Raw genomic sequence first — 25,584 nt, 5'->3', positions numbered from 1 at the left:
TTTTTATTGAAATACACCCATTTATTCACATTAGCTGTACTAATCTAACCGTTTACTACCTCGCCACCATTTACATGAATAACCTGTCCAGTCACATAACTGGAATCGTCAGAGGCAAGATATACATAGGCTGGCGCCAGCTCCTCTGGTTGTCCAGGCCGTTTCATAGGCTGCGTGCCTCCAAACTCGCTAACCTGCTTCGCATCAAAGGTAGAGGGAATTAGCGGTGTCCAGATTGGACCTGGTGCTACACCGTTTACCCGTATGCCCTTCTCCGCCAGATTCGTGGACAAAGATCGTGTGAAACTCAGGATAGCTCCTTTAGTTGATGAATAGTCCAGCAGCTGCGGGCTTCCGCGATAAGCGGTAATTGAAGTTGTATTTATAATTGTAGATCCTGCTTTTAAATGAGGCATAGCTGCTTTTGTTAAATAGAACATCGCAAATATATTCGTACGGAAAGTACGCTCTAGCTGCTCGGAAGTAATATCCTCGATCTTAGCTTGCGGATGTTGCTCCGCCGCGTTATTGATGAGAATATCAAGCTTTCCTAAGCCCTCTACCGTCTGTTTAATAAGATCCTTACAGAATTTCTCGTCACCGATATCACCTGGAATTAGGATACATTTGCGGCCTTCCTGCTCGACCTGACGTTTAGTTTCCTCTGCATCTGAGTGTTCATTAAGATATGAAATGACCACATCAGCACCTTCTTTAGCAAAAAGCACAGCAACTGCACGCCCAATTCCGCTGTCTCCACCGGTAATCAACGCCGCCTTGTCTTGCAGTTTACCTGCTGCTTTATAATTTGCCGGCTCGTATTTGGGCAGCGGCGTCATTTCACTCTCAATCCCTGGCTGATGATGCTGCTCCTGTGGGGGTAAGGTTTTTGTAGCTTGTTTATTATTGCCTGACATCTTCCCTATCTCCTCTCGTTAAGCAAATTGATAGTTAACTGATCATCTTAGGATGGCACAACAATGCACGTTTATACGCTGGGTTTGTCATTTTCTTAAATCGCTTTACGAATCTTACTTACCACAATGCAAGTAGAAATAAACAACCGTGGATGTAAACTGCTGTAAGTGGAGAGGACTTCACTGCATACAAAAAGGCACAGCATCGCTGCTGTGCCTTGAATTGTTCACCCTAACTATTTCAAAGAAGAAACATGATTTTCTGCATTCACTCCATGTTCCAGTACCCACATAAAATAAAGAGCTTTAGCTGCTTTCTCCCGGGTCACTATGGCTTTAGGTTCTAGTTCTGTCCCATTGACCATTTGGCCTCTAGCAATCCCCACTTCAGATCTAATAAGCCCTAATTCATAAGCACTTTTCACTTTTGAAATTAAAAAAGGAGAAATGTCCGCCGTATCAACCAGCTGCTGCCAGGATACAAGTGGATAGTACATCGCTCCTCTAGCTCCTGGATCCAGATTGAAATCATAACCAGGATCTCCTGGCACTACTGCTGTGCCGTTATAATCAGTCATGTACTTAGGTTTATTAGCAAACTTTACTTGGTAAACATCATAGAGAATAGCACCCATCGTTTCACGTGACAGCTTACCTTTCGGATAATAGGCAAGATCTGATCTTTCCACTTTCATTAACTTAGAAATACTGCGTGTGAATTCAGCAACTGTCATCTCCGTATCTGGCTTAAAATTCCCTTGACGGTCTTTGCCCATTACTCCCAGCTGGATTAATTTTTCAATTTGATTGCGGTAATAAGCAGCTTCCCCGGTCGTCGTATCATTAGTTATTTCCGGAAAAACCTTATCCCAGTTGCCTGTTAGTGCCGCATGCTTAACGTTCCCTTTAAGATAAGCAGTAATGGAGGCAGCAGTAGAATCGCCAGTAGCACCTTTCTCTACAAGCTCCGTAACAATCATCCGCGAAAATTGTTTGGCGAGCGCTTCTTTAAAATGAGTCCCATCGATTTTCTTTGAAGGATGCCCGTTAGCGTAACTTCCGTCATTTGTTTTGCCTGGCGTTTCTCCGGCTTCAATTGACATGAAGAGGGCTGTTATCGCTTCTCCTCCGATCTCGTTATAATATTTCAGACTTTCCGAGTTAAGGTCAATAAGTGTAACTCCAGATTCATCTGCAACCCGTTTAAGAATATCTACAAACTTTCTTGATTTAAAAGAATTCTCATAGATATATCCCGGACTTGCATTCCCTTTAATTCTGGACATTGGCGTTACCAGTACTGGTATCATGCCCCGGGCTTGGATCGCAGGGAGATAAACTTCTTTAAGGTAGTTTTCATACATTGCCTCAGTCGAACCTCTGCCGTAACGTCTGAACTCATCTGCACTCTCATCATTGTGTCCGAATTGAATAAACACATAATCCCCAATGCTGCCACTCAGTAAAATGTCGTTAAGTCGACCTTCTGTATAGGCATTTTTAAACGAGCGTCCTCCCATGGAATAGTTAGTTACACTCACTTTATGTTGATTAAACATACTGCCAATAATCTGGCCCCAACCACTCATTGGCGCTTCGTCGAAGGTGTAGGACTTGACCGTGGAATCTCCAAGTATAAATAAATTCGGAAGAGCTCCAGCTGCTCTATGCTGTGGCAAAATCGGTTCCAGTATGATCTCCTCAATCCCTACAGCTGTGTTCACTTTGTTCGGTTCAATCTCAATATCTATATGGTCACGGCCGTTTACATACGTATAAGTCCACTCTTTCCCTTTGGCTACAGCCGTATGCTTGACGGGTACAAGCTTTGCCGCGTCCCAATGTCCACTTTTCAACAAGCGGCTGGTCTGCATTCCTGATACTGACACGATCCCATCCTCTGCGTCAGAAGTCGTTTTTACATATACGTTGTAGGTTCCAGGGGAAGCATCCATTCGAAACGCCATGCCGTAGTTATTATAATTATCCTTTTCAGATTTAGGTTCAGCAAAAAAATAAGATTCTGTGATGAAAAAACCTGTTCCATCGGATGTAATTGAATCGGTATGCACTTCTCTAGCGGGTAAAGCGTTGGTCTCTTGGACAAAACCATAACCTAATTGATACCCTGCTTTAACTTGGTTTGTAAAATTAAGCTTGTATGCGTTTGCAATTTGGATTGGAGGTTGCCCCTCTACCCCATCTTTAATAAGGGCTGCCTCTGTTATACCGTGAGTAAGAGTCAATGAAGCCATAAGTAAAGAAGATAAGATTAGTATATCCCTACACAGCTTTCTCACTTCATTACACTTCCTTCCGTTTCTCGAAGTACTTACCTAGGTTCCTCCATTATCCCTTTTCTCTAAAGTGATTCAAATGATGATTTCATTCTTTTTTTTGACCTTTTGTAACGTAAAACTTGGAATTGATCAACGGCTCACACTGCAAAACGGTCATATGTATAGGTATCCTTGATATAATTAAGAACATCCCTATTGATCCTAAGGAGGAGAACTCCTATCGCTTACAAAGTCAGCTTTCCGAACATTATAAGTACACTGCAGTTGATCGGTGTTCATTATCGTGTAGCAGAATCTGGGTGGGCATACCCTGATCATCATCACAAAATCTTCGAACTATTGTATTGCTACGATGGCAACTCCCATCAATATGTAGAAGGAAGCTCCATCGCCTTTGGTAAAGGGGATTGGTTAATCATTCCGCCTGGCTTACGTCATTATGTAGTTAATTCAGGCCTGAGCAACTATATCTACCTCTCCTTTCATTTCGATATTGACGATTTAAAGTTTCGTGAATGGTTTCAATCTCAGGCTGTACAGAAATGGAATAACCAACAAATGCAGCGTTCGGGATTAAATCACCAGTTGGAACATTTGGATGAATTTATTAAGAACAATATTCTCGCCAGGACGGCATCCACTGGATTTCCCGAGGAAATTGAAGAAATGATCCTTGTAAAAGAAAGGCTTCGTTTGCAAGCGATCATTCTGATGATTTTGACTGAACTCATTGATGTACAGCTCTCGAATTCAGAGAATTCCAACACAGCGAGACAAGCAAACTCTTTGTACGAGGTGGAAACTGCTCATCAGATCGAAAAATATATTGCAGCCAATATTCATTTACCGGAGCTCACGGTTAATTTGATTGCTGAGCAGCTTTGCTTAAGTCGGGTGCAGTGCCATAAGTTGTTTACAAAGGTGTATAAGATATCTCCTAGGCAGTACATAACTAACCTAAGATTAAAGAAGTCAAAACATTTACTGCTTCATACCGATTTAAAAATACAGATGATTTCTGAACAACTCGGGTTTGCTTCCCAGAGCCACTTCAGCCGACAATTCAAGCGATGGACGGGTGTTTCTCCCTTAAACTACCGGCCGAAATCTTATACTAATCCTATCAGGGATTAACGTTTATGAAGATAAATCACCGGAACATACGAAAAACCCGCTCTCCATTACGGAGGCGGGTATAATTCGCTGTAAGTTAAACTATGTCGTTAAACACCATGAAGAATACCATCAATAGCAATGACACCGTAAGCAGTGCACTAAGTGTGCGCAATTTGCCAGTCTCTGCGCTAACGTCGCGGTTCTCACGAATTCCAGCTGCTGCAAGACGCAAAGGCTTGCTCATAATACCGCCAAGCGCAAACATCGCTAGCAGTAACACAACAACAATAATCATCCACGCTACTGAATAATCACCTTTGGTCATCATATAACCGCCTGTAAGGAGTTGGATCACCAATCCATACTGCGCAAAACGATTAAATCCGGTTACGGCACTTAAAGTTCCTTCTTTCGCCCCAGACGACAGTTTCTCTGCACGTCCTAGAATGAAGGGTAGCACAAGGTAGAAGCCAAGTGCCAAGGTTCCGATCATATGTAAGAAAAACAAAACGTTCCAATCCATAACATATCTCCTCCGATTTAACTGTGATAATAGTTACATTTAATTATACCCATTATTGCTTAAGAAGAAAAGGAAACCCCCATTTTAAGTAAACAAAATGGGGGTTTCTTCATACCTCTGTCACAATCTATACAGTTATTACAGCTGTTACGCTACGCACGGACTCAGCAGACTTATCTAAAGCCGCTTTTTCCTCAGCTGTAAGCTCCAGTTCAAAAATCTTCTCGATACCATTGGCACCAAGTAACGCCGGAACACCCATGAACAGGTTATCATAGCCATATTCTCCTTCGAGCAAGGCGATAACCGGAATGATCCGTTTTTTGTCCTTCAAGATAGCTTCCGCCATCTGAACTAAAGAAGCCGCTGGTGCATAATAAGCACTACCATTTCCTAAGAGGTTAACAATCTCTCCGCCACCCACACGTGTACGTTGCACAATCTCATCAATACGCTCCGCAGATATCAATGTATCAATTGGGATGCCACCGACACTGGAATACCTTACGAGCGGTACCATATCGTCGCCATGTCCGCCTAATACGAAACCACGTACATCTTCAACGGATACCTTCAGCTCTTGTGCAATAAACGTGTTATAGCGGGCTGTATCCAGCACTCCGGATTGTCCAATTACGCGACTCTTCGGAAAACCCAGCGCATTAAATGCCGCATAGGTCATAGCGTCAACTGGATTGCTCAGAATGATTACAATGGAATCTGGTGCTACACGTTTTATGTTCTCGCATACCGACTTCACAATACCTGCATTGGTGTTCACGAGATCATCGCGACTCATTCCAGGTTTACGGGCAATCCCTGCAGTGATGATTACAATATCTGAATCCGCAGCATCTTCATAGCTTGAGGTTCCTGTAATTTGACTGTCAAATTTCTGTACAGGACCTGCTTCCAGCATATCTAGTGCCTTCCCCTTGGTAGTGTTCTCCATTTGTGGGATATCAAGCAGCACAACGTCACCAAGCTCCTTTTGAGCAAGCATAAGAGCTGTAGTAGCACCAGTAAAACCGGCACCTACAACTGTAATTTTATAACGTTTGATTGCCAAGGATTCTCCTCCTAGAACGGTGTCGGTATAGCTTGTATTAGCTAAACTTCAATATATTCAGTTGGTTGAGCCAGTCTCTTAGAGGTGATTAATAATCTCGTCGGCAAATGCAGAGCATTTCAGTTCAGTTGCGCCTTCCATCAGGCGGGCAAAGTCATAAGTCACGGTCTTGTTATTAATAGCTGTTTCCATACCTTTATAAATCAGATCTGCTGCTTCCTGCCAGCCCAGATGCTCCAGCAACATTACACCGGACAGAATCACGGAACCAGGGTTCACAACATCTTTGTCTGCATATTTAGGTGCGGTGCCATGAGTGGCTTCAAAAATCGCATGTCCAGAAATATAGTTAATGTTCGCTCCAGGAGCGATACCGATACCGCCGATTTGCGCAGCAAGCGCGTCAGACAGGTAGTCCCCGTTCAGGTTCAAGGTAGCAATAACATCAAAATCAGTCGGACGAGTCAGAACTTGTTGCAATGCGATATCCGCAATGGCATCCTTGATGATGATTTTGCCTGCAGCTTCAGCATCCTTCTGAGCAGCATTGGCAGCAGCTTCACCTTCACGTTCTTTAATCACATCATATTGATTCCAAGTGAAGACCTTATCTCCGAACTCTTGCTCAGCAACTTCATAACCCCAGTTTTTGAAGGCACCTTCAGTGAACTTCATGATGTTTCCTTTGTGCACAAGCGTTACGCTCTTGCGTCCGTGTTTGATCGCATATTCAATCGCAGCGCGCACCAAACGTTTCGAACCTTCGGAGGATACTGGTTTGATACCAATACCAGAAGTTTCAGGGAAACGGATTTTGTTAACTCCCATCTCTTTTTGCAGGAATTCGATGACTTTCTTCACTTCAGCAGAACCTTCTTGATATTCAATCCCTGCATAAATATCCTCCGTATTCTCACGGAAAATAACCATATCCACCAGCTCAGGACGTTTAACAGGAGAAGGAACCCCTTCGAAATAACGAACTGGACGCAGACATACGTACAAATCCAACTCTTGACGCAAAGCTACGTTCAATGAACGAATACCGCCTCCGATTGGAGTCGTAAGCGGACCTTTAATAGCTACAAAATATTCACGGATTGCCTCCAATGTATCATTTGGCAGCCATTCGCCATATGTATTGAAGGCTTTTTCGCCAGCAAAAACTTCGTACCAAGCGATTTGCTTTTTGCCGCCATAAGCTTTAGTTACTGCTGCATCAAGTACGCGTTTGGAAGCCTTCCAAATATCACGGCCTGTGCCGTCACCCTCGATAAAAGGAATGATTGGATGATTAGGAACCTGCAGTTTACCATCTTTAATTGTGATTTGTTCGCCTTCTGTTGGCAGATCGAATTTTTCTAGTTTCAACATTTGAGTGTATTCCTCCTAAAGTTTTGTGGGATTTAATTTCTCATGGACAAGCCTCGAACAAAACTCTCTACGTATGAATATGCATTATTGCATATATTCTAGGGTTCATTCTACTAAACTTTAGGAGCAGCCTGCAAGGCTGCCCTTCTATCTTTCGTCTACTGGAACGTATTTCTGTTCAATCATACCTGTGTATTCTGCACGTGGCCGGATAATACGGTTATCTGTATATTGCTCCAGAATATGCGCAGTCCAGCCTGAAGTCCGGCTAATTGCAAAGATAGGAGTGAACAGCTCACGTTCAATACCCAGCTGTGTATAAACTGATGCCGAATAGAAATCAACATTTGGTTTAAGTCCCTTTTGTCCGGTAATCAATTCCTCGATATTTACGGACATATCATACAGCGTAGTATCATTCTTCATTGTGCCAAGTTCAAGTGACATTTTCATCAGATGTTTAGCACGTGGATCACCATTTTTGTATACTCTATGGCCGAAGCCCATGATCTTCTCACGGTTATCCAGCTTCTTACGAATATAAGGTTCAACCGCTTCCAAACTTCCGATCTCTTCAAGCATCTTCATAACGGCTTCATTCGCCCCACCGTGAAGTGGACCCTTGAGTGCACCGATAGCAGAGGTTACGCCTGAATAAATATCGGACAAGGTTGCAACCGTAACCCGGCCTGCAAAAGTTGAAGCATTCAGCTCATGGTCCGCATGAAGCACAAGTGCGGTATCAAGCGCTTTAACAGATACACTGTCAGGCTCTTTTCCCCATAGCATATACAGGAAGTTCTCGGCAATCGAGACGCCTTCTTTAGGAGCCACAGGTTCCAGACCTTTGCGAATACGCGATAGGGCTGCCACAACCGTCGGGAGCTGAGCCTGTAGTTTTACTGCTTTAATCTCGTTAGCTTCTCTACTCATATCGTCAGCCGCTTCATCATAGAGAGCAAGGCTTGATACAGCAGTCCGCAATGCTGCCATGGTGTTGGTGTCTTTTGGATAGAGCTTCATTTGCTCGATAACTGGCTCAGGAATCCGTGCGAAAGCACTGAAATCCCGTTTGAGCGCTTCCAGCTCTGGTGTTGTTGGTAGACTGCCAAACCACAATAAATAAGCGGTTTCTTCGAAGGTAGCATTTTCTGCGAGATCATCAATATCATAACCACGGTAAGTGAGTACCCCATCCACAATAGAGCTAATGGATGAAGTTGTTGCAACGATACCTTCCAAGCCTTTGGTAGCTGTCATAGCATATCTCTCCTTTGCCAACAAGGTATAAAAAGCATTCTCGGTTTCATGAAAACATTTCCAATTTAAAGCATTGAAAAATCTAATAAGTGCAGTTCAAGGACATATCCGGCGAGGATGTTGTCTGACTTTCGTAATCGAATCTTTATTCATCATACTGGATTTTGTCGGTTATGTGAACAATGTGGAAGCTTTGCAGCGCATCAAATGATTTTATCACAGAGATAGAAAAAAACTTCTAAACCCTTGATTCACAGTTGAGATTTTAGTTTATAGCATCCGGTTCAGCCCAATATTTATCCCGTTTCCTAGTCTTTAAATACGTTCTATGAATATATATGAAGACGAGCTTTTATTCCCCTGCATCCGCAGGAATGAAGGAGGTGTAGATCTTCGTATGGACCGATTAGCATTAAAAAGACTGCTGCGCGGCCTGTGGGTCGTTCTGGCTACCTCTATCCTCCTGCTGGCAATCTATTTATTGCTTCCGCTGTTATACCCCCTCCTGCTCGCTTGGTTGCTCGCTTATATCATGCATCCACTAGTGTTGATTCTTAAAGGTCTTAAGCTCCCAGCGTGGCTCGCAGTGTCGCTCTCGCTGCTATTTTACATAGGCGGAACCGCACTAGTACTGACCGCGATGATTACAAGGCTAGTGAAAGAATTGATCGTGCTGCTGCAGACCTTTAATCTTCATACGGACCAATGGAGAGATCTTCTGCTGTCTTTGAGCCAGAATGCAAGCATACAGAATATCATTAACCAGATAAATCAGTTCTACCGCGACAATCCTGACTATCACGCCACCATTGACAGCAATATCAGCAGAACAACGGAAACAGTTGGTTACGCAGTTACGCAAGTGGTGACCGGATTTTTTAATGTGATCTTAAAGCTGATCTCTGCTCTACCCAGTATGGGTACAATTCTTATCGTGGTCGTTCTCGCTGCCTTTTTTATTAGTACTAGCTGGGAAAGACATAATGCCAAACTCACAAGCTGGCTGCCAGCACCGTTCTTAAAGCCTGTATCGGATATCTGGCGGGATCTGCGAAAAGCTCTCTTCGGCTATCTCCGGGCTCAGCTAATCCTCATCTCGATTACAGCGGTCATTGTCGTGATCGGGTTGCTGCTCTTGGGTGTAAAATCTGCTTTCGCTATTGGCTTAATGATTGGTTTTGTGGATCTGCTGCCTTATTTAGGGGTTGGAATCGTAATGATTCCCTGGGCTTTATACTCTTACATGACAGACAATCTGGCACTGGGGATCGGACTTACTATCCTATATGCCGTTATCCTTATAACCCGCCAAGTGCTTGAGCCGAAAGTGCTCGCCAGCAGCATTGGGCTTGATCCCCTTGCTATGCTGGTCGGTATGTTTGCAGGTTTGCAGCTGTTCGGCATGCTTGGGCTGATCATCGGTCCCGTTATTCTAGTTATCCTTGTAGCCTTTAACCGAGCAGGTGTATTTCACGCGTTACACAGCTATATTGTCAGCGGAAGACTAAGATAATAAACAATACCCTACAATTCCTAGAATAGCAAAACAGAGCGGATCCCTATCAATGACCGGGATCCGCTCTGTTTTTGTTTTGATTATAACTAGCGGCGGTAAAAAGTGAAGGTGCCGTTTTTCATCTTTTTCTCAATCCACTTCAGCAAAAATATACGATACAAAGGCCGAGTCAACGGAAACACCAAGGAGAAACCTACAATATCCGTTACGAAACCAGGTAAGATCAGCAGTAAGCCCCCGAAAAAAATGCATAGGCCATCCAGCATCGTCCGGCCAGGAACGCGTCCCTCCTGCATATGTGTTCTGCTGTCTTGCAGCACCTTATTCCCTTCGAAACGCATCATCAATAAACCAATAACCGAGGTGGTCAACATAAGCAGCAGCGTTTTGAATGCTCCAAGCTGATCTGCTACAAAGATAAAGCCGAATAATTCCACGGCAGGAATGATAAATAATGCAGCCCACAACCATTTGCTTCTAATCATACAGAACCCCTTTCTTCCCGCAGCGCTCCTTTAATCGCGTGAAACAGCTCCGGAAGGGCTCTATCCAGCCTGGCAGGCTTCCATTCTCGATTCACCCAAACATGATTTGTCGAGCCGGTAACCAGCAGTTCCCCGGGGAGGTCCATCGACCGCAATTGTCCCAAAGTAGCCGATGAACCCTCTAAATTCCTACCTTCTGCTTCCGAGAGCCTCCGCACCTGATACTCAAATGCGACTCTTAACGCCGAAAAGGTAGTCATTCGCGCATACACGGAGATAAGATCATCATATCGCGCCGGACTTTTAAATTGCAAATCGGCTGAGGTAACAGGAAGCAGCACTCCCTGATTCTCAAGCTCACGATAAGTAAAGCCAAGCTGACGTAACAACTCCGTACGGCCAGACTCAAACCAGTTCAAATAATTCGCATGATACACAACGCCCATCTGATCACTTTCCTGGTATCGAACACGCAGGGTCGATTCATACCACCGGCTTCGCAAGCCGTCTTGCTGTAATTCCATTTATAAATACTCCTTTCGGCATAGGCAGCAGGGAGAGCTTTATGCCCTGGCCCCGTCTGAAGATAGCTTTGTCGTTGATAGTTTGCTTCGGGAGCTTCTGGCGACATAAAATAGCAGCATCGCTCCTGCGATTGAACTCAACATACAAGACAGGTTCATCACTTCTACACCGCCTTGATTGAGCAAGAATCCATTTAATAAATTGCCAACAACACCGGCAAAACCCGAGAACACCATATTAAAAACACTTTGCCCAGTCGCCTGCATCTCGTTAGAGGTGATCTGAGATACATATTCAACGGCAGCAATATAAAAGAACCCGAATGACAGACCATGCAGTACCTGCACTCCAATCATTACGGATGGATAAGGGAATGCCACCTGAATGCCCCACCGCAAGACATAAATAAGTGCACCAAGGAGCAGCGTCCGCTCGCGACCCAGCTTTTTGATTACCTTGGAAGCAAACAGCATGGAGGGCACGTTCGTTACAGATGCGAGAAAAAGCGCAATTCCTGCATAACGAGTTGAACCTCCAACCGACTGAAACGCGATAACGAAGTAGGTTCCAAAAGCAGTCATCGTCTGGTTCACAAGAAAACTGCCACCCAAAAACGCTAGGAACACCCGATTCCCCAGCAGCTTTTTAACCCCCTGAGAAAACGATTGCCGCATCATATGATTCTCTTCTGCCTGCTTTGGCAGCGTCAATGCAATAAGAACCGCAATTAGATTAAACATAAGAAAGGGCAGCCATATCGTGGATACAGAGAAGGACGATACATACAATCCGCCTAAATAGGCTCCCACTGCCGCTCCAATGCTCATCATAAGCCTTATACTACCATAAGTAGCCCCAGCCCTCTTCGCCGCTGAAATCGCGTAAGAATCGGCTATAGGCGCCTGTGTTGAGGAAAAGATTGTTGAGAGGGTATACACCAGCAGTAACACTATAAAATATTCCGAACGGTAAAAGACCGCTAATAAAGCCGGTATCGCCACACTTAGGATTAGTACCAAACGTGTCTGATTATACCGATCCGAGACAATTCCCCATATTGGCTGAATCGTGATCGCAATTAGCGTGCCTGTTGCCATTAGTATACCTATTTGCCCGCTATCAAGTCCATTGTGTACAAGCAGCAGCGTTAGATATGAGCCAAATGAACCACCGGCCAATCCTAAAAACAGATAAAAGCCACGCAGCTTCGATAATTTTTCCATTTTAAGCTACAAATCCTCTCCAGCTTCTTAATCAAGCATTGCACTCTCTTATATTTTAGCAGAACACCCGTACTTCCTATGTAATCACCGCATTTAATATAGCAGTACTATAAAGGCGGTGGACAAGTTGAATGATAAACAAAATTCTATTCGGGTCAATCATCCATGTCTAAAAGACAAATCTAATGCGAACAAATTTCAAAGCTCCGGCTTCGGCTGGTCTTCAACAAACTGGAGCGGGTATACAATCACTGGAAAAAAGGGGACCTTTAACCGCATTGCCGGCGAATGGATCGTTCCCTCCGTAAAACCAACCTCTAAACCTTCCTATTCCTCTGCTTGGATTGGAATCGACGGTTTCAAGAACAGCAGCCTGATCCAAACGGGAACAGGCCATGAATTCGTAAATGGTCGTGCCCGGTATTACGCTTGGTGGGAAATCCTACCTGATGTTGAAACGGTAATTCCCCTTCCAGTGAGCCCTGGAGACCATATAAAAGCTAACATCACGAAGGTAGGCCGCAACAAATGGACGATTACGCTCCGCAATTTGAGCCGAAATTGGATTTTTCGAACATTGCAGCGATACAACGGACCACAAACCTCTGGTGAATGGATTATGGAGGCTCCCGAGGTAGACGGCTCGATCGCAAAGCTGGCGCGCGTCTCCCCTACTTGCTTCTATTGCTGTCGAATTAATGGCAAAAGTCCGAGGCTTACCCTAAATATGGGAGGAATCATGGTGCAAAATAACGCTACTATCGCCGTTCCTTCTTGTCCAAACCATCGTGGGGATTCTTTTACTGTCAAACGAACATACCCCAAATAAAAATTCTCGAACCTGTCATTCAAGATTTGTTACTAACAGCATAAATGGATTTAACATAATCTTCAATCGAATATGTTGATAAACACGAAAAAAGGGCTGCCTCGCTTGTAGATTTACACTACAGTTGAGACAACCCTTTAATTAAGCTCTATGGAACCTGTTAAACAGGTGAAGCCAGTCGAAAACTACTCGATTGTGCTTACTTTTACCAAGTTAGTGGAACCAGAACGTCCAAGTGGAATTCCTGCAGTAATCACAACTAGGTCACCAGTTTGAACCAGACCGGAATCCTTACCACCTTTGATTGCTGTTTCCAGCAGCTCATCTGTGGAAGATGCAACTTGTCCGAACACTGGCGTTACGCCCCAAACGAGGGACAATTGACGCATAGTTCTTTCTTGTGTTGTAACGGCAATGATTGGTGCTTTAGGACGGTATTTGGAAACAACGCGTGCAGTATGACCTGTTACAGTCGAAGAAATGATAGCCTTAGCGTTCAGATCCAAAGCAGAAATTGCAACGGATTGGCTGATTGCTTCTGTAACTGTAGTTTCTTGTGCAGTTTGTTGTTTCATGAAGATTTCATGGTGGTTCAGAGCGGATTCCGCTTTCTCAGCAATGCGGGACATTGTAAGTACGGATTCTACTGGATATTTACCAGCAGCAGTTTCTCCGGAAAGCATGATTGCATCTGTTCCATCTAAAATAGCGTTTGCTACGTCACTTGCTTCAGCGCGAGTAGGACGTGGGTTGCGTTGCATGGAATCCAACATTTGTGTAGCTGTGATAACTGGTTTACCAGCAACGTTACATTTTTGAATCATCAATTTTTGAGCCAAAGGTACATCTTCAGCTGGGATTTCAACACCAAGGTCACCACGAGCAACCATCAGGCCGTCAGAAGCTTCTAAAATTTCATCAAGGTTGTCAACACCTTGTTGGTTTTCGATTTTGGAAATGATTTGGATGTGAGAAGCGTTGTTTTTCTCAAGCAGCTCACGAATTTCCTGAACGTCGCTAGCTTTGCGAACGAAGGAAGCGGCGATAAAATCGATGTCCTGTTCGATACCAAAAAGAATATCGTTGGTGTCTTTTTCCGTAATACCCGGCAAGGAGATGTTTACTCCTGGTACGTTAACGCCCTTCTTGCTCTTAATCGTACCACCGTTTACAATACGGGTCTTGATTTCTGTACCTTGAATGTCGACAACTGTCAAACCAATCAGACCGTCATCAATAAGGATTGTGGATCCTACTTGAACATCGTTAGGAAGTTCGCTGTACGTGATGGAAATACGATCTTGATTACCAAGGATCTCTTCCGTAGTCAGTGTCAGGTACTCGTCCTGAACAAGTTCAATCGGTTCTACTTCCAGCTTGCCTGTGCGAATCTCCGGTCCTTTAGTATCGAGCAGGATAGCAACTGTTTTGTTCAGTTCCTTAGATGCTTGACGGATCGTATTGATCCGAGCACCGTGCTCTTCGAAATCGCCGTGGGAGAAATTCAGACGGGCCACATTCATACCAGCCAAAATCAATTTTTTGATATTCTCCAACGATTCACTCGCAGGTCCGATCGTACATACAATTTTACTTTTCCGCATTAGGTTTTCCTCCGTTTTTTCGTTCTCTCTGTCTCACTTTTTCCAACTACAAAATCTACTACAAGGCTAACTAATAAAATAGGAACTTTGTCACATGTGCCTTTAAGTACGCCCTTATGAATATTACTGCAAACCAGACACAAAATCAATGTTGTAGGCACTTTTGGGTGTAACTTTAAGTCGAATTTTCTGTAAACATAAAAAAAATTAAAATAATCCCGTTAGTGGATCGAGATTATTTTAATTCCAATAAATTGTATATTTTACACTATATCCAAAAGACCCACTAAGTATAGCTATATGTCTTAAAGTGCAAATGATTTTGCACTTTTACACTTCTGACTTCACTTCTTCTTCAATGAAAATTTGTTCCTGCTGAGCCTCTGCAAACTCACCAATTTTACGGAATTTACGGTATCGATCATCCTTCAATTCCACTGAGTTCATCTGGGTTAGCTCCTGCAGATGCCGCCATAATGCATCCTTAATCGCCGCTGCCGTTGCTTCGTAATCCCGATGAGCGCCGCCTTTAGGCTCTGGTACGATCTCTTCTATAACTTCCATCTCAAGCAGATCAGCAGCCGTTATCTTCATGGCTTCTGCCGCTTGATCAGCCTTCGAAGCATCCTTCCACAGAATAGAGGCCGCTCCGTTTGGAGATATCGCCGAATAAATGGCATGTTCCAGCATGAGCACTCTATTTCCAACCGCCAATGCCAGGGCGCCACCGCTTCCGCCTTCACCGATGACCACACAGATTACAGGGACACCAAACTGAGACATCTCGCGTAAATTACGGGCAATCGCTTCGGATTGACCTCTTTCCTCGGCTGTGTTGCCTGGGTATGCACCTTTCGTATCCACGAAGGTAATAATGGGACGTTTGAACTTGTCCGCTTGCTGCATCAGACGCAGCGCTTTACGGAAGCCCTCAGGGTGTGCACTGCCGAAGAATCGTAAAATATTCTCTTTGGTGTCTTTACCGCGCTGCTGGCCAATAACTGTAACCGGCAACCCATTTAGTTTACCGATGCCGCCTACAATAGCAAGATCATCCCCAAACATCCGATCACCGTGGAGCTCAATAAAATCTGTGAAGATCTGCCCCATAAGATCAAGGGAAGTCGGACGTCCTTGATGTCTAGCCAAATGCATTTTTTGCGAAGGAGAGATATTAGAATATATTTCTTCCTCCAGCACACGGTATCGCTCTTCCAGCCTAGCTACCTCGTCCGTAAAATCAATACCCTTCTCTTCGCCAAACTGTTTCAGTTCAGCAATCTTCTTGCGCATTTCTACCAGAGGCATTTCAAAAGGCAACTCTCCTGCCAACCTAAAATCCCCCTTTCACGTCATGCAGCTCCAAAATTTTAGTCAATGTAGCGCGCATTTCTTTGCGGTGCACGACCATATCAAGCAACCCATGCTGAAGATTAAATTCAGCGGTCTGGAAATCATCCGGAAGCTTCTGGCGAATGGTCTGCTCAATGACTATACGTCCTGCGAAACCAAATACCGCTCCAGGCTCTGCAATAATTATATCACCAAGGCTGGCAAAACTCGCAGATACTCCACCGGTAGTAGGATCCGTAATTATCGAGATGTAAAGACCTCCAACCTCGTTAAAACGAGCCAGCGCAGCGCTGGTCTTCGCCATTTGCATTAGACTAAGAATACTCTCCTGCATTCTCGCTCCACCTGAAGTAGAGAAAATAAGGAGTGGAAGCTGTTGCTCCGTGGCCTCTTCTATCGCACGGGTGATCTTCTCACCTACTACAGAGCCCATACTGCCTGAGAAAAATTCAAAATTCATCACAGCTACGATGACTGGATGGCCACCAATGGAACCCTGACCCGTAATTACGGCTTCAGTTTGTCCAGATTTCAGCTGCTGTTGCTCCACTTTGGAAGCGTAACCCGGAAATTTCAGCGGGTCGATAGAATACATTTCACTGTCAAACTCAATAAAGCCCTCAGGGTCTAATGTCATCGCAATGCGCTCCACAGCATTTAGGCGCATGTGGTGACCACAAGTAGGACATACCTTTAGGTTCTTCTCTAATTCCTTACTATACTGGATCGTTCCGCATTTATTACATTTGCTCATTAATCCTTCAGGGATTTCACGTTTGGGGCGTTCGCCTTCCGCAGGCCCGCCGCTCCGCTCCAGACGTTCTGAAGGAATAGTCGCGTACTTCCGTTTCTTCTGAAATAAATCTTTGAACACACCCGCACCTCTTCAGCCGTTTATTTGCGTTATGCAGCTTGCCGCTGTCATGACTTTTGTCTTGTAAGAAACTCAGGGATGCAGAATAAGATTAAGGACTTCCTGTACTTCCTCCAGTTCACCTGAAGGAACCAATATCTCAAACTGCTGCTTGGACATATTGATTGGACGGCATTCTACCAAAAAACCTTCTTCTGTTAGCTTACTCTTAATCATATCCGCCACTCTGGCGGTCGGCGCGATATATATTACCGTCCACATGCCCTGCAAGGCCTCCCCAATCTTAATTCCCAGCCGTATCCCGTATAATGGAATTATGATAACACAGTTTTCTTTTTTCCCGCAACAGGAGTAGGGCATAGGAAGCAAGACTGAGGAACTTGTTCAAACGAAATAAAGGGGCTCAATTATTCCTTGTCCGTGCCTAAAGGATATACTTTTGCCCCTTCATGCCGATGAGCAATTCTGGCGGAAGCGGCGGCAGCAATGCCGGCAACAAGGTCATCCAAGAATACATGAATCCTACCTTTATCATCGTTCAGTTCACCAATGATTCCAAGCTTTATTTTGTCCAAATACCCAAAACCTGTCAGTCCGATCATCCCATATACCCCTGTAATACCAAGCGCCAGAGTCTCGTCCGCTCCGTAGAGGGATTCATCAGCCTCCATTACCGCCTGCAGCGGCTGTGGAAGCAGTTTTTTCTCGGCTAATTCATCAAGAGCAACACCTGTCATTAAAGTATACTGCACTTCTCTTTTGCCCAAAACAGACTTGACGCTGGACAGACATTCATCCTTGGTTAAACCAGGATAATAAACCGATTGTAAAATATATACGATTTCAGCAATGGAGGAAAGTGATACACCTCTGCGTTCCAACAGATCTACTGCCATTTGATAGGACATGCTGCGACTCCCCTTTCCGTACAGGGATGTGCCCTGTGGTTTCCTAATGTATGCGGAAAAGGGGAGAATTGTTCTTATTTTATTCTTACCGTACCTGCACCCAGCATAACCTCGATCGCCGCGAAAAGTTCCTCGGACGGCTTAATTCGATAATTATCGCTAAGAGCTAGGAGCTTCTGATCCTGTTCATAGAACAGAAGCGTCGCAGCTGGACCGGGATGATTCTGCAGTAGCTCTTTCAGGCGCGACAGCAACGCTGCATTCTCTGAGGCCGGCGTGATCTTGATAAAGACACGCTGGCCTGAGGTCGCCGCTGTTGTTGGCGCGGCCTGTGCAGTTGTTGCAGGCGGCGTTGTGCCGCCTGCTGGTCTGGCAGCCGGACCAGTGGCGGCACCGCTGGTCCGGGAAGCAGGAGCTGCGCCGCGTGGCGGCGCTCCTGCCGAGGCCGAGCGTCCCGCGCTGTACGAGCGGGACGCGGCGGCACTACGGCGCTGCAATAGCCCGCGGAGAGCCTCCGCAGACAGCAGCGCCACTTCCTCGGCCAGCAGCTTGAAGCCTTCGTCTTCCTGCTGCACCTTGGCGCGCAAGGCCAGCAGCGCGCCCTTGGCAATCAAGCTGCGGCTTCGCTTCCACACCTCAGGGAAGAGCACGACCTCGCAGCGCTCGATCTGATCTTCCCATTCGACGAAGGCCATCGATTTTCCTTGCTTCGTCGTAATTTCCTTAACGGATACGACCATTCCGGCCGTAACCGTCTGGCTCTCATCCGCGGCTTCACCAAGATCCATCAGCCGCTGCATACCGGGCTCCTCAAGCAGCTCCGCGCTATCATCAAGCGGATGGCCCGAAAGATATAACCCCAGCAGCTCACGTTCCATCTCCAGCTGCTGGCCAATGGTGAACTTAGGGATATCCGGATAGCGGATTTCCCAGTTCGGTGTCTCCACCAAATCGTCGAACAGCTGGATTTGCAGCTCATCCCGCTCCTTGCGCCACTTCAATGCAGCGTCAACCGTCTCGTCCAGCATAGCCAGCAGCTGGGCGCGGTGACCCGGCAGACAGTCAAAAGCTCCCGCCTGCAGCAATGATTCCACTACCCGCTTATTGCAGACCCGCAGGTCCACACGTCGACAGAAATCTAGCAGACTGTCGAACGGACGCTCCTTGCGGACCGCCATAATGTTCTCCACTGCCAGCGTGCCGACGTTCTTAATGGCTGCGAGTCCAAAGCGGATATGCCCGGTTCCGGTTCCTTCGCCTGGAACCGGAGTAAACAATACGCCGCTCTCGTTCACATCCGGCGGCAACACGCCGATGCCCGTGCGGCGGCAGTCCAGCACATACTCCGCTACCTTGCGGTGAGTGCCCATTACAGCGGTCAACATAGACGCCATAAACTGCACCGGATAATGTGCCTTGAGATAAGCTGTCTGGAAAGCCAACACTCCGTAAGCCGCGGCATGAGCACGCGGGAAGCCGTAATCGGCAAAGCGCACGATCATATCATAAACAGCATTCGCATCCGTTTCATTATACCCCTGCTGCAAGCTGCCTTGAACAAAATGGCTCCGTTCCTTATCCAGAGTCTCACGTTTTTTCTTAGAGACCGCTCGACGGAGCAGATCCGCTTCTCCTAACGAGAAGCCCGCCATCAGAGAAGCAATCTGCATGATCTGTTCCTGATACACAATGATCCCATAGGTGTCCGCTAAAATAGCCTTCAAATCAGAATGTGGATACTCTACTTCAATCTCACCGTGTTTGCCTGCTATATATTTCGGGATAAATTCCATCGGACCCGGACGATACAGCGCTAGAACCGATACAATATCTTCAAAGCCGTTAGGCTTCAGATCTTTAAGTACTCGTCTAACGCCCGCCGACTCCAGCTGGAAGACCCCTGTTGTCTCACCAGCACCAAGCATTTCATACGTAGCTGGATCATGATCTGGGATGACACGGAAATCTGGAACACTTCCGCTCATTTCTTTAATCGAATTCATGCAGCGTTCGATAATCGACAACGTGCGCAAACCCAGAAAATCCATTTTCAGCAGCCCGACGCTCTCCAAATGCTCCATAGAGTATTGGGTTAACGCCGTACTTTCGTTACCTTCCTGAAGTGGGACTGCATCGGTCAACGGACCTTTCGAGATAACAACCCCAGCGGCATGTGTCGAAGCATGGCGGGGCATGCCCTCGACCTTCATAGCCATATCCAGCAACCCTTTAATCTTTGGATTGCTATCATACAGTGCTTTAAGATCTGGTGTACTCTCCAGCGCCCTGGCAAGGCTGATCCCTAGTTGTCCAGGTATAAGCTTGGCAGCTTTGTCTACCTCGTTATAAGGCAAATTCAGCACCCTGCCTACATCACGAACGGCAGCCCGTGCAGCCATAGTTCCGAAAGTAATAATTTGCGCCACATGTTCTTTGCCGTATTTCTCCACTACATAACCAATAACCTCATCACGCCGTTCATCGCTAAAATCGATATCAATATCCGGCATGGTGATCCGTTCTGGATTTAGAAAACGTTCAAAGAGCAAGTTATATTTCAATGGGTCCACGTCAGTTATTCGCAAAGCGTATGCGGTGAGACTACCCGCGGAAGATCCCCGTCCGGGTCCCGTAGCAATTCCCTGACGATGACAATAAGCAATAAAATCCCACACAATTAGAAAATAATCGCTGAAGCCCATACTCTCGATAACGCCCAGCTCATAGGTGAGACGCTTCTCAGCCGTCTCTCTTTGCTCAGGTGTAGCCCATTGCGGTGTATCTATATATCGTTCCTCCATCCCCTTCCAGCACAGCTCACGCAAATAAGCAGCGGAATCCATGCCTTCAGGGAGCGGAGAATAGGCAGGCAGAATATGATTGCCAAAGGTAAGCTCCAAATTACATTTTTCTGCGATCAATAAGGTATTGGCGATAGCCTGCGGCACATGCGGAAACAATGCCGCCATTTGCTCGCTGCTTTTTAGAAACAGCTGATCTGTTCCGATCTTGAGACGTTCCTCATCATCCACCGTTTTGCCTGTTCCGATGCAGATCAGCACATCCTGAACCTCAGCATCTTCCTTCGCCAAATAATGGACATCATTCGTCACCACAAGTGGAATTTCACATTCCCCGGCAAGGGCGATCAGCTTGGGATTCACTCTCTTTTGCTCAGAGATCCCGTGGTCTTGCAGCTCCAGATAGAAATCTTCGCCAAAAATCGCCTTATATCGCAGCGCAGCCTTTCGCGCCTCCTCATCACGACCATGCAGCAGATGCTGCGGCACTTCTCCGCCCAGACAAGCACTAAGGCAGATAATCCCCTCTGAATGAGCTGCCAACACTTCCATATCGATCCGGGGTTTATAATGATGGCCTTCCAGATGGCCGATAGAGATCAGCTTCATCAGGTTCTTGTAGCCGGTTTCATTCTTGACGAGCAGAATCAAGTGGTAGATCGGTTGATCTTTTCGACTGCCCCGCTCACGGCGTGAACCCGCGGTTAAATAAGCTTCACAGCCAATAATCGGCTTGATTCCATTCTCTTTACACGCTTTATAAAAAGGGATGGCCCCGTACATCACTCCATGATCCGTAAGCGCCAGCGACTTCATGCCGTATTCGCCGGCCCGGCGCACGAGATCGGTAATGCGCGCCGCCCCGTCCAGTAAACTGTATTCGCTGTGCACATGCAAATGCACGAAAGGGCTCATAACCCCACTTCCTCTCTACTGCAAAAATCAAACATAAGATGAAACTATTTTATCATATTAAAGGGGGACCCGCCCATACAATGGATTAAGAGCATAAGGACAGGCAAAGCTTGTAAATGCCTCGTCCGGGAAGGGGCCTGTATGAGCATTTTTATGAGCAAAGCTATCCTCGACTTCTTTATCGCCTTCGGCATCGTGCTTGGCGGAGCTATGCTCGGCGGAATCGGCGCCGTTGTATCCCTGCAACCGCCGACGCAAACGATGCTGGATGTGGCAGATCGGATTAAAATATGGGCACTAGCAGCCGCTGTAGGAGGTACTATGGATCCCTTACGGGTCATTGAAAGTAACATGATTGGAGGCAACCTCTCCCCCGCCATCAAACAAATCATGTATCTTGCCTTCGCTTTTCTAGGAGCCCATATGGGCAGTGAGCTAGTAAAATGGGTGTGCGGCAGGGGGTAACGCCAGTGAGAGTTCCACCATTCAGTCGTTTTCGCAGATTCACCCAGATCTCCGCTATATTCATGCTAGGGATCGTCGTAGGAGCTGTCATATACAATGCTATTTACCATGTAGGATATAACGTATTATGGCTTCATAATCAAGATCTGCGTGTACAGATCGAGCAATATCAAAAAGATATTCAGACACTCAAAAAATACAATAATACCTCAACCGTGATCAGAGAAATCAAAATTCGATCGGAGGAAAGCAAATCCAAAGAAGATACCCCACTTGACCCCGTAACTGTAAAATTAATCATAAGCCAAATGGGCTCAGATCTGGAACCGATGCGCGGCCGCAGCATGTTCGATATTGATACTGACAGCAAACTGGTTAGACTGCTGTTGGATGGCAAGCTATACATTGTGCGTGACAAGGAATACTCTGTCAAAATCCGAACCATGCTCGTCATGGAAGGTGTCCTGCAAATCTGGGTAGAAATCAGTCCTTTTAAGCGCAGCTGACAGCCATCGTGTGATACAATAATGGACAGACGTGGAAATTACTTCTTGGCTACTGCAAGACACGATAAAGGAGCTGGCTGTCCATGGTTTTATTTATCAAGTATTTATTGTTTATCCTGCTGGTGATCTTTGTAATCGGTGCCGCTGTGTTCAGCATATCCTCCCGCCGTGCCTTAAATCCCCAAGATAAAGGGCTGAAACGCTCCGTCATGAATGTGATGCTCGGTGCTATGCTCGTAACGCTGTCCTTGATATCCATGTTTTTGTTTCGCGGCTCTACCGTTAATATCATTGTTGAAGCTGTCTTTCTGCTGATTGGTGCGTTCAACATCTTCTCGGGTCTACGCAGCTATAGTTTTACAGCCGTAGCCGCAGCCAGGAACAACACCAGTCAAAAGCCTAGCTGCTGCTCTGACGGAATAGGAAAAGAATAAAATAGACTCCCCTCTCAATCAATGATGAGGGCAGTCTATTTAGCATGTATACGATCCTATTTACCGGATGCTATCCAGCTAGCAAACCATTCTTTAGCCATGATCAATGGATTGCAGCATCAGAACAGCTTTGGCTACCAGAGTATCCGAGTGGCTGATCTCAATCTCAAGCTTACAGGTACGGCGGCTGATTTCGAGCAGTCTCGGCATTACAATGATCGCGTGTTCGATCTGTACCGGTCGGATAAAATAAGTGGACATATTATCTAGTACATAATCATTTCCTGTGATGTCCTTAGCTGCTTTAAATGCCGAAAGCGTCATAAGCGTAGACAATATCCCCTCAGAAATCGTCCCAAGATCCGTGGCCATCTGCGGCGTAATAAAGCCATGGAAGAACAATCGTCCCTCTTCGTCCCGCTCATCCGCAAAACCATTCCAAATGAGATGATCAAAAGTCTCTCCCAGCTGAGGTTGGTTCCGAACATCGCGTAAGCTTTGCAGCACTTCTTTACGGGTTAGGGAGCCTACCAGTTTGCGGTTACGGTCCACTATGGGCAGAAAATCCACGCCTTCCCACATCATGATCTGGGCCGCGGAGGCTAGTGAGGTTTGCAGTGCAGCCGTAACCGGACTGCGAATCATCGCTTTTTCAATGATCTGCCCTTCCGTCAATTCCTCTACATCACGGCGACCGATAATGCCAATGACTCGGTTCCATTCATCCGTAACGGGAAAGCGCTGCTCTCCAGTTTCCTCAGAAACCTGTCGTAGCTCGCCGACGGTGCTAGAGATTTTTAACGTATTCAGGCGCGGTTTGCTGTCGATAATATCCTCTACCAGCATAATTTTTTTCTTTATCAATCTATCAAAAATAGCACGGTTAATCATTGAAGCGACGGTAAACGTGTCATGTCTCGAAGAAATAATGGGAAGATCCAGCTCGTCTGCCAATGCCTTCACTTCACGGCTCGTCCCGAAGCCCCCTGTCACCAGAACCCCTGCACCCTGCTCCAGCGCCAGAGAGTGAACATCATCACGGTTACCCACAATCAACAGACTGTCAGCGTCTATATAACGGATCATCGCATCGACCTTCATCGCCCCGATCACGTATTTATGCAGATGTTTATTTAGTCCACTTGCCCCGCCAAGCACATGCCCTTCAACAATATCAACTACATCGCCAAACGTCAGCTGCTCTGAAATGTTCCGAGGTTTCTTTTCTACACGAACTGTACCAATCCGTTCCTTCGTGATGACTATCCCGAGATTCTCAGCTTCCTTCACTGCACGGTAAGCAGTCCCTTCGCTGACTAACATTTCTTTGGCGAGCTTGCGAACAGATATTTTGGTGCCTACCTTAAGACTTTCAATATGCTGCAGCAGTTGCTCGTGTTTAGTAATCGCATCGCCTTGACCTTCCAACTGTTACACCCCCATGCTCCGATCTGTACTATACTGTACCTATTATACAACGATAGAATGGCTCAGTACAACCGATTCATAAGCTTCGGATTCGAATTTCACTCTCCTTACACAATCTACGATTAAGGTAGGTATTGCCACATAGCAGGTTTGAAATCCACCTGAAAATCCCATTTTTCGAAACTGAATATCTCTGATGCGTTTTAAGCTGACCTTAAAAATTCGCTGCCTTTATTTAGCAACCTTTTCCTCTTTTTTATAGTCTGAGAATTAATGAATGTGTAAAGGAGCATTGAAGATATGAACAAGACCGCTTTATTACTACTTACCCTTACTTTGCTTTTCATAGGACTGGTCAGCTGTGGAAATACGGGAAACGAAATAAAACAAGCAGACCAGATAGAGCTGGATGCAAATAATATAGTTTCTATTAACTTAATTGAAAGAAAACAGCCAATGGCCACTATTTCGGATACATCCTCCTTTGAACGTTTCGTTCAAGCCATAACTACTGCTGAATATGATAGAGGACAACTAGATATTGCTCCCAGCGATTACAGAACCACTCTGAACATGAAGGATGGCATAAGTTATGAATTGTCTTTTTGGATCGTCGGAAGTAACAATGGGTTACTCATTAAATCAGGACAAATGGGCCACTATCGCCTGTCAGATACCAGCAAAAAGGATCTATTGGACTTGTTTCAATCAACTTTTAATGAAGATAAGAATTCATCAGAAGACACTGTTAACCCACAGCCCCCAAGCGTTCAAGTTACTGTTGGCGGTGAACAGTTCGAGGCTATTCAAGGCTCTTATTGCTGGAACGACAATGGCAAAGGCGTATGCGTGGATATAGCTTCTAACGTTGAGCTGGTTTCCATACAGAAGGTACATCCCAAAGCCATCAGCGGTGATCAGGTAGAACTCGAATTCTCATATGCACCCAAGGAGATGGAGGTTATGGCTTCATTTCCTGGTGAGGAACGACCGGACGAAGCCCTTTCCGTGGACAAAAACAGTTTTCAACTCGCAGCAGGTAGCGGCAGACACCTATATATCATCCATGCAAGATGGCCTCAGGGAAGCGCCAGTTATGTATTTGAAGTTCAATGCTCGGTCAGTAAAAAGTAATCGGATTGTTTTTGCTTAACACGTG

The 25,584-nt window shown here is 45.8% G+C and carries 23 protein-coding genes; 7 read left to right on the top strand and 16 right to left on the bottom strand.

Features of this window, described 5'->3' with window-relative positions; genetic code table 11:
- Positions 1–44 precede the first annotated feature (44 nt).
- Positions 45–917: an SDR family oxidoreductase gene (locus NYE72_RS09205; protein WP_038569678.1), complete on the bottom strand. Its 873-nt coding sequence runs from the start codon at positions 915–917 to the stop codon at positions 45–47.
- Between the two features lie 236 nt (positions 918–1,153).
- Positions 1,154–3,217 (bottom strand): GDSL-type esterase/lipase family protein, encoded by a 2,064-nt coding sequence (locus tag NYE72_RS09200; RefSeq protein ID WP_339211721.1) that lies wholly within the window; start codon positions 3,215–3,217, stop codon positions 1,154–1,156.
- A 195-nt stretch (positions 3,218–3,412) separates the two neighbouring features.
- Between NYE72_RS09200 and NYE72_RS09195 the strand changes: the two genes are divergently transcribed.
- Positions 3,413–4,351, top strand: a complete 939-nt coding sequence (locus tag NYE72_RS09195) for an AraC family transcriptional regulator (RefSeq protein WP_080742451.1) — start codon at positions 3,413–3,415, stop codon at positions 4,349–4,351.
- A gap of 76 nt (positions 4,352–4,427) precedes the next feature.
- Here NYE72_RS09195 and NYE72_RS09190 read toward each other — a convergent pair whose 3' ends face one another.
- The 4 genes from NYE72_RS09190 to citZ all read right to left on the bottom strand — a co-directional run bounded on the left by NYE72_RS09190 (position 4,428) and on the right by citZ (position 8,559).
- Positions 4,428–4,856 carry a hypothetical protein gene (locus NYE72_RS09190; protein ID WP_036678923.1) on the bottom strand — a complete coding sequence of 143 codons (429 nt, stop codon included), beginning with the start codon at positions 4,854–4,856 and terminating at the stop codon, positions 4,428–4,430.
- Positions 4,857–4,983: 127 nt separating this feature from the next.
- The gene (gene mdh, locus NYE72_RS09185; protein WP_038569673.1) at positions 4,984–5,925 is read right to left on the bottom strand and encodes a malate dehydrogenase; all 942 of its coding nucleotides are present in this window, start codon (positions 5,923–5,925) and stop codon (positions 4,984–4,986) included.
- Between the two features lie 78 nt (positions 5,926–6,003).
- Positions 6,004–7,299 (bottom strand): NADP-dependent isocitrate dehydrogenase, encoded by a 1,296-nt coding sequence (gene icd / locus NYE72_RS09180; protein ID WP_339211720.1) that lies wholly within the window; start codon positions 7,297–7,299, stop codon positions 6,004–6,006.
- A gap of 147 nt (positions 7,300–7,446) precedes the next feature.
- On the bottom strand, positions 7,447–8,559 hold the full coding sequence (gene citZ, locus NYE72_RS09175; protein ID WP_036678915.1) for a citrate synthase: 1,113 nt from the start codon (positions 8,557–8,559) through the stop codon (positions 7,447–7,449).
- A 397-nt stretch (positions 8,560–8,956) separates the two neighbouring features.
- On the opposite strand from citZ, the gene ytvI reads away from it, so the two are divergent.
- On the top strand, positions 8,957–10,072 hold the full coding sequence (ytvI, locus tag NYE72_RS09170; RefSeq protein WP_076140876.1) for a sporulation integral membrane protein YtvI: 1,116 nt from the start codon (positions 8,957–8,959) through the stop codon (positions 10,070–10,072).
- A gap of 89 nt (positions 10,073–10,161) precedes the next feature.
- Here the strand turns inward: ytvI and NYE72_RS09165 are convergent, their stop codons facing one another.
- Genes NYE72_RS09165 through NYE72_RS09155 form a run of 3 tightly spaced genes read right to left on the bottom strand, consistent with a single transcriptional unit; the run spans position 10,162 to position 12,308 of the window.
- Positions 10,162–10,560: an FxsA family protein gene (locus NYE72_RS09165; RefSeq protein ID WP_036678910.1), complete on the bottom strand. Its 399-nt coding sequence runs from the start codon at positions 10,558–10,560 to the stop codon at positions 10,162–10,164.
- A complete protein-coding gene (locus NYE72_RS09160; RefSeq protein WP_339211719.1) occupies positions 10,557–11,084 on the bottom strand; it encodes a thioesterase family protein in 528 nt (175 codons plus the stop codon). The genes NYE72_RS09165 and NYE72_RS09160 overlap by 4 nt, the downstream gene beginning before the upstream one ends.
- A gap of 39 nt (positions 11,085–11,123) precedes the next feature.
- Positions 11,124–12,308 carry an MFS transporter gene (locus NYE72_RS09155; protein ID WP_036678905.1) on the bottom strand — a complete coding sequence of 395 codons (1,185 nt, stop codon included), beginning with the start codon at positions 12,306–12,308 and terminating at the stop codon, positions 11,124–11,126.
- A 127-nt stretch (positions 12,309–12,435) separates the two neighbouring features.
- Between NYE72_RS09155 and NYE72_RS09150 the strand changes: the two genes are divergently transcribed.
- The gene (locus NYE72_RS09150; protein WP_244886450.1) at positions 12,436–13,137 is read left to right on the top strand and encodes a G1 family glutamic endopeptidase; all 702 of its coding nucleotides are present in this window, start codon (positions 12,436–12,438) and stop codon (positions 13,135–13,137) included.
- Positions 13,138–13,322: 185 nt separating this feature from the next.
- Here the strand turns inward: NYE72_RS09150 and pyk are convergent, their stop codons facing one another.
- The 6 genes from pyk to NYE72_RS09120 all read right to left on the bottom strand — a co-directional run bounded on the left by pyk (position 13,323) and on the right by NYE72_RS09120 (position 21,592).
- Positions 13,323–14,741, bottom strand: a complete 1,419-nt coding sequence (gene pyk, locus NYE72_RS09145) for a pyruvate kinase (RefSeq protein WP_038569666.1) — start codon at positions 14,739–14,741, stop codon at positions 13,323–13,325.
- Between the two features lie 330 nt (positions 14,742–15,071).
- A complete protein-coding gene (locus NYE72_RS09140; protein ID WP_036678900.1) occupies positions 15,072–16,073 on the bottom strand; it encodes an acetyl-CoA carboxylase carboxyltransferase subunit alpha in 1,002 nt (333 codons plus the stop codon).
- 1 nt (position 16,074) lies between these two features.
- Entirely contained in the window at positions 16,075–16,968 is an 894-nt protein-coding gene (gene accD, locus NYE72_RS09135; protein WP_036678897.1) for an acetyl-CoA carboxylase, carboxyltransferase subunit beta, read from the bottom strand.
- A gap of 72 nt (positions 16,969–17,040) precedes the next feature.
- A complete protein-coding gene (locus tag NYE72_RS09130) occupies positions 17,041–17,229 on the bottom strand; it encodes a hypothetical protein (protein ID WP_036678895.1) in 189 nt (62 codons plus the stop codon).
- Between the two features lie 146 nt (positions 17,230–17,375).
- The gene (locus tag NYE72_RS09125) at positions 17,376–17,876 is read right to left on the bottom strand and encodes a phosphatidylglycerophosphatase A (protein WP_036678892.1); all 501 of its coding nucleotides are present in this window, start codon (positions 17,874–17,876) and stop codon (positions 17,376–17,378) included.
- Positions 17,877–17,950: 74 nt separating this feature from the next.
- A complete protein-coding gene (locus tag NYE72_RS09120; RefSeq protein ID WP_076100094.1) occupies positions 17,951–21,592 on the bottom strand; it encodes a DNA polymerase III subunit alpha in 3,642 nt (1,213 codons plus the stop codon).
- A gap of 141 nt (positions 21,593–21,733) precedes the next feature.
- Here NYE72_RS09120 and NYE72_RS09115 point away from each other — a divergent pair, with 141 nt between their 5' ends.
- The 3 genes from NYE72_RS09115 (at position 21,734) to NYE72_RS09105 (ending at position 22,997) form a co-directional block, all read left to right on the top strand.
- Positions 21,734–22,057: a YtrH family sporulation protein gene (locus NYE72_RS09115; RefSeq protein WP_036678886.1), complete on the top strand. Its 324-nt coding sequence runs from the start codon at positions 21,734–21,736 to the stop codon at positions 22,055–22,057.
- A gap of 5 nt (positions 22,058–22,062) precedes the next feature.
- Positions 22,063–22,563 (top strand): DUF4044 domain-containing protein, encoded by a 501-nt coding sequence (locus NYE72_RS09110; protein WP_038569663.1) that lies wholly within the window; start codon positions 22,063–22,065, stop codon positions 22,561–22,563.
- An 83-nt stretch (positions 22,564–22,646) separates the two neighbouring features.
- Positions 22,647–22,997: a YtpI family protein gene (locus tag NYE72_RS09105; RefSeq protein ID WP_076140872.1), complete on the top strand. Its 351-nt coding sequence runs from the start codon at positions 22,647–22,649 to the stop codon at positions 22,995–22,997.
- Positions 22,998–23,090: 93 nt separating this feature from the next.
- Here NYE72_RS09105 and NYE72_RS09100 read toward each other — a convergent pair whose 3' ends face one another.
- Entirely contained in the window at positions 23,091–24,425 is a 1,335-nt protein-coding gene (locus tag NYE72_RS09100) for a DRTGG domain-containing protein (protein WP_036678878.1), read from the bottom strand.
- Between the two features lie 300 nt (positions 24,426–24,725).
- Here NYE72_RS09100 and NYE72_RS09095 point away from each other — a divergent pair, with 300 nt between their 5' ends.
- On the top strand, positions 24,726–25,559 hold the full coding sequence (locus NYE72_RS09095; RefSeq protein ID WP_076140870.1) for a hypothetical protein: 834 nt from the start codon (positions 24,726–24,728) through the stop codon (positions 25,557–25,559).
- Positions 25,560–25,584 lie beyond the last annotated feature (25 nt).

This window comes from Paenibacillus sp. FSL L8-0333 (assembly GCF_037965665.1).
Taxonomy (GTDB): domain Bacteria; phylum Bacillota; class Bacilli; order Paenibacillales; family Paenibacillaceae; genus Paenibacillus_AQ; species Paenibacillus_AQ odorifer.
This window is presented reverse-complemented; position numbering and strand designations above follow the sequence as displayed.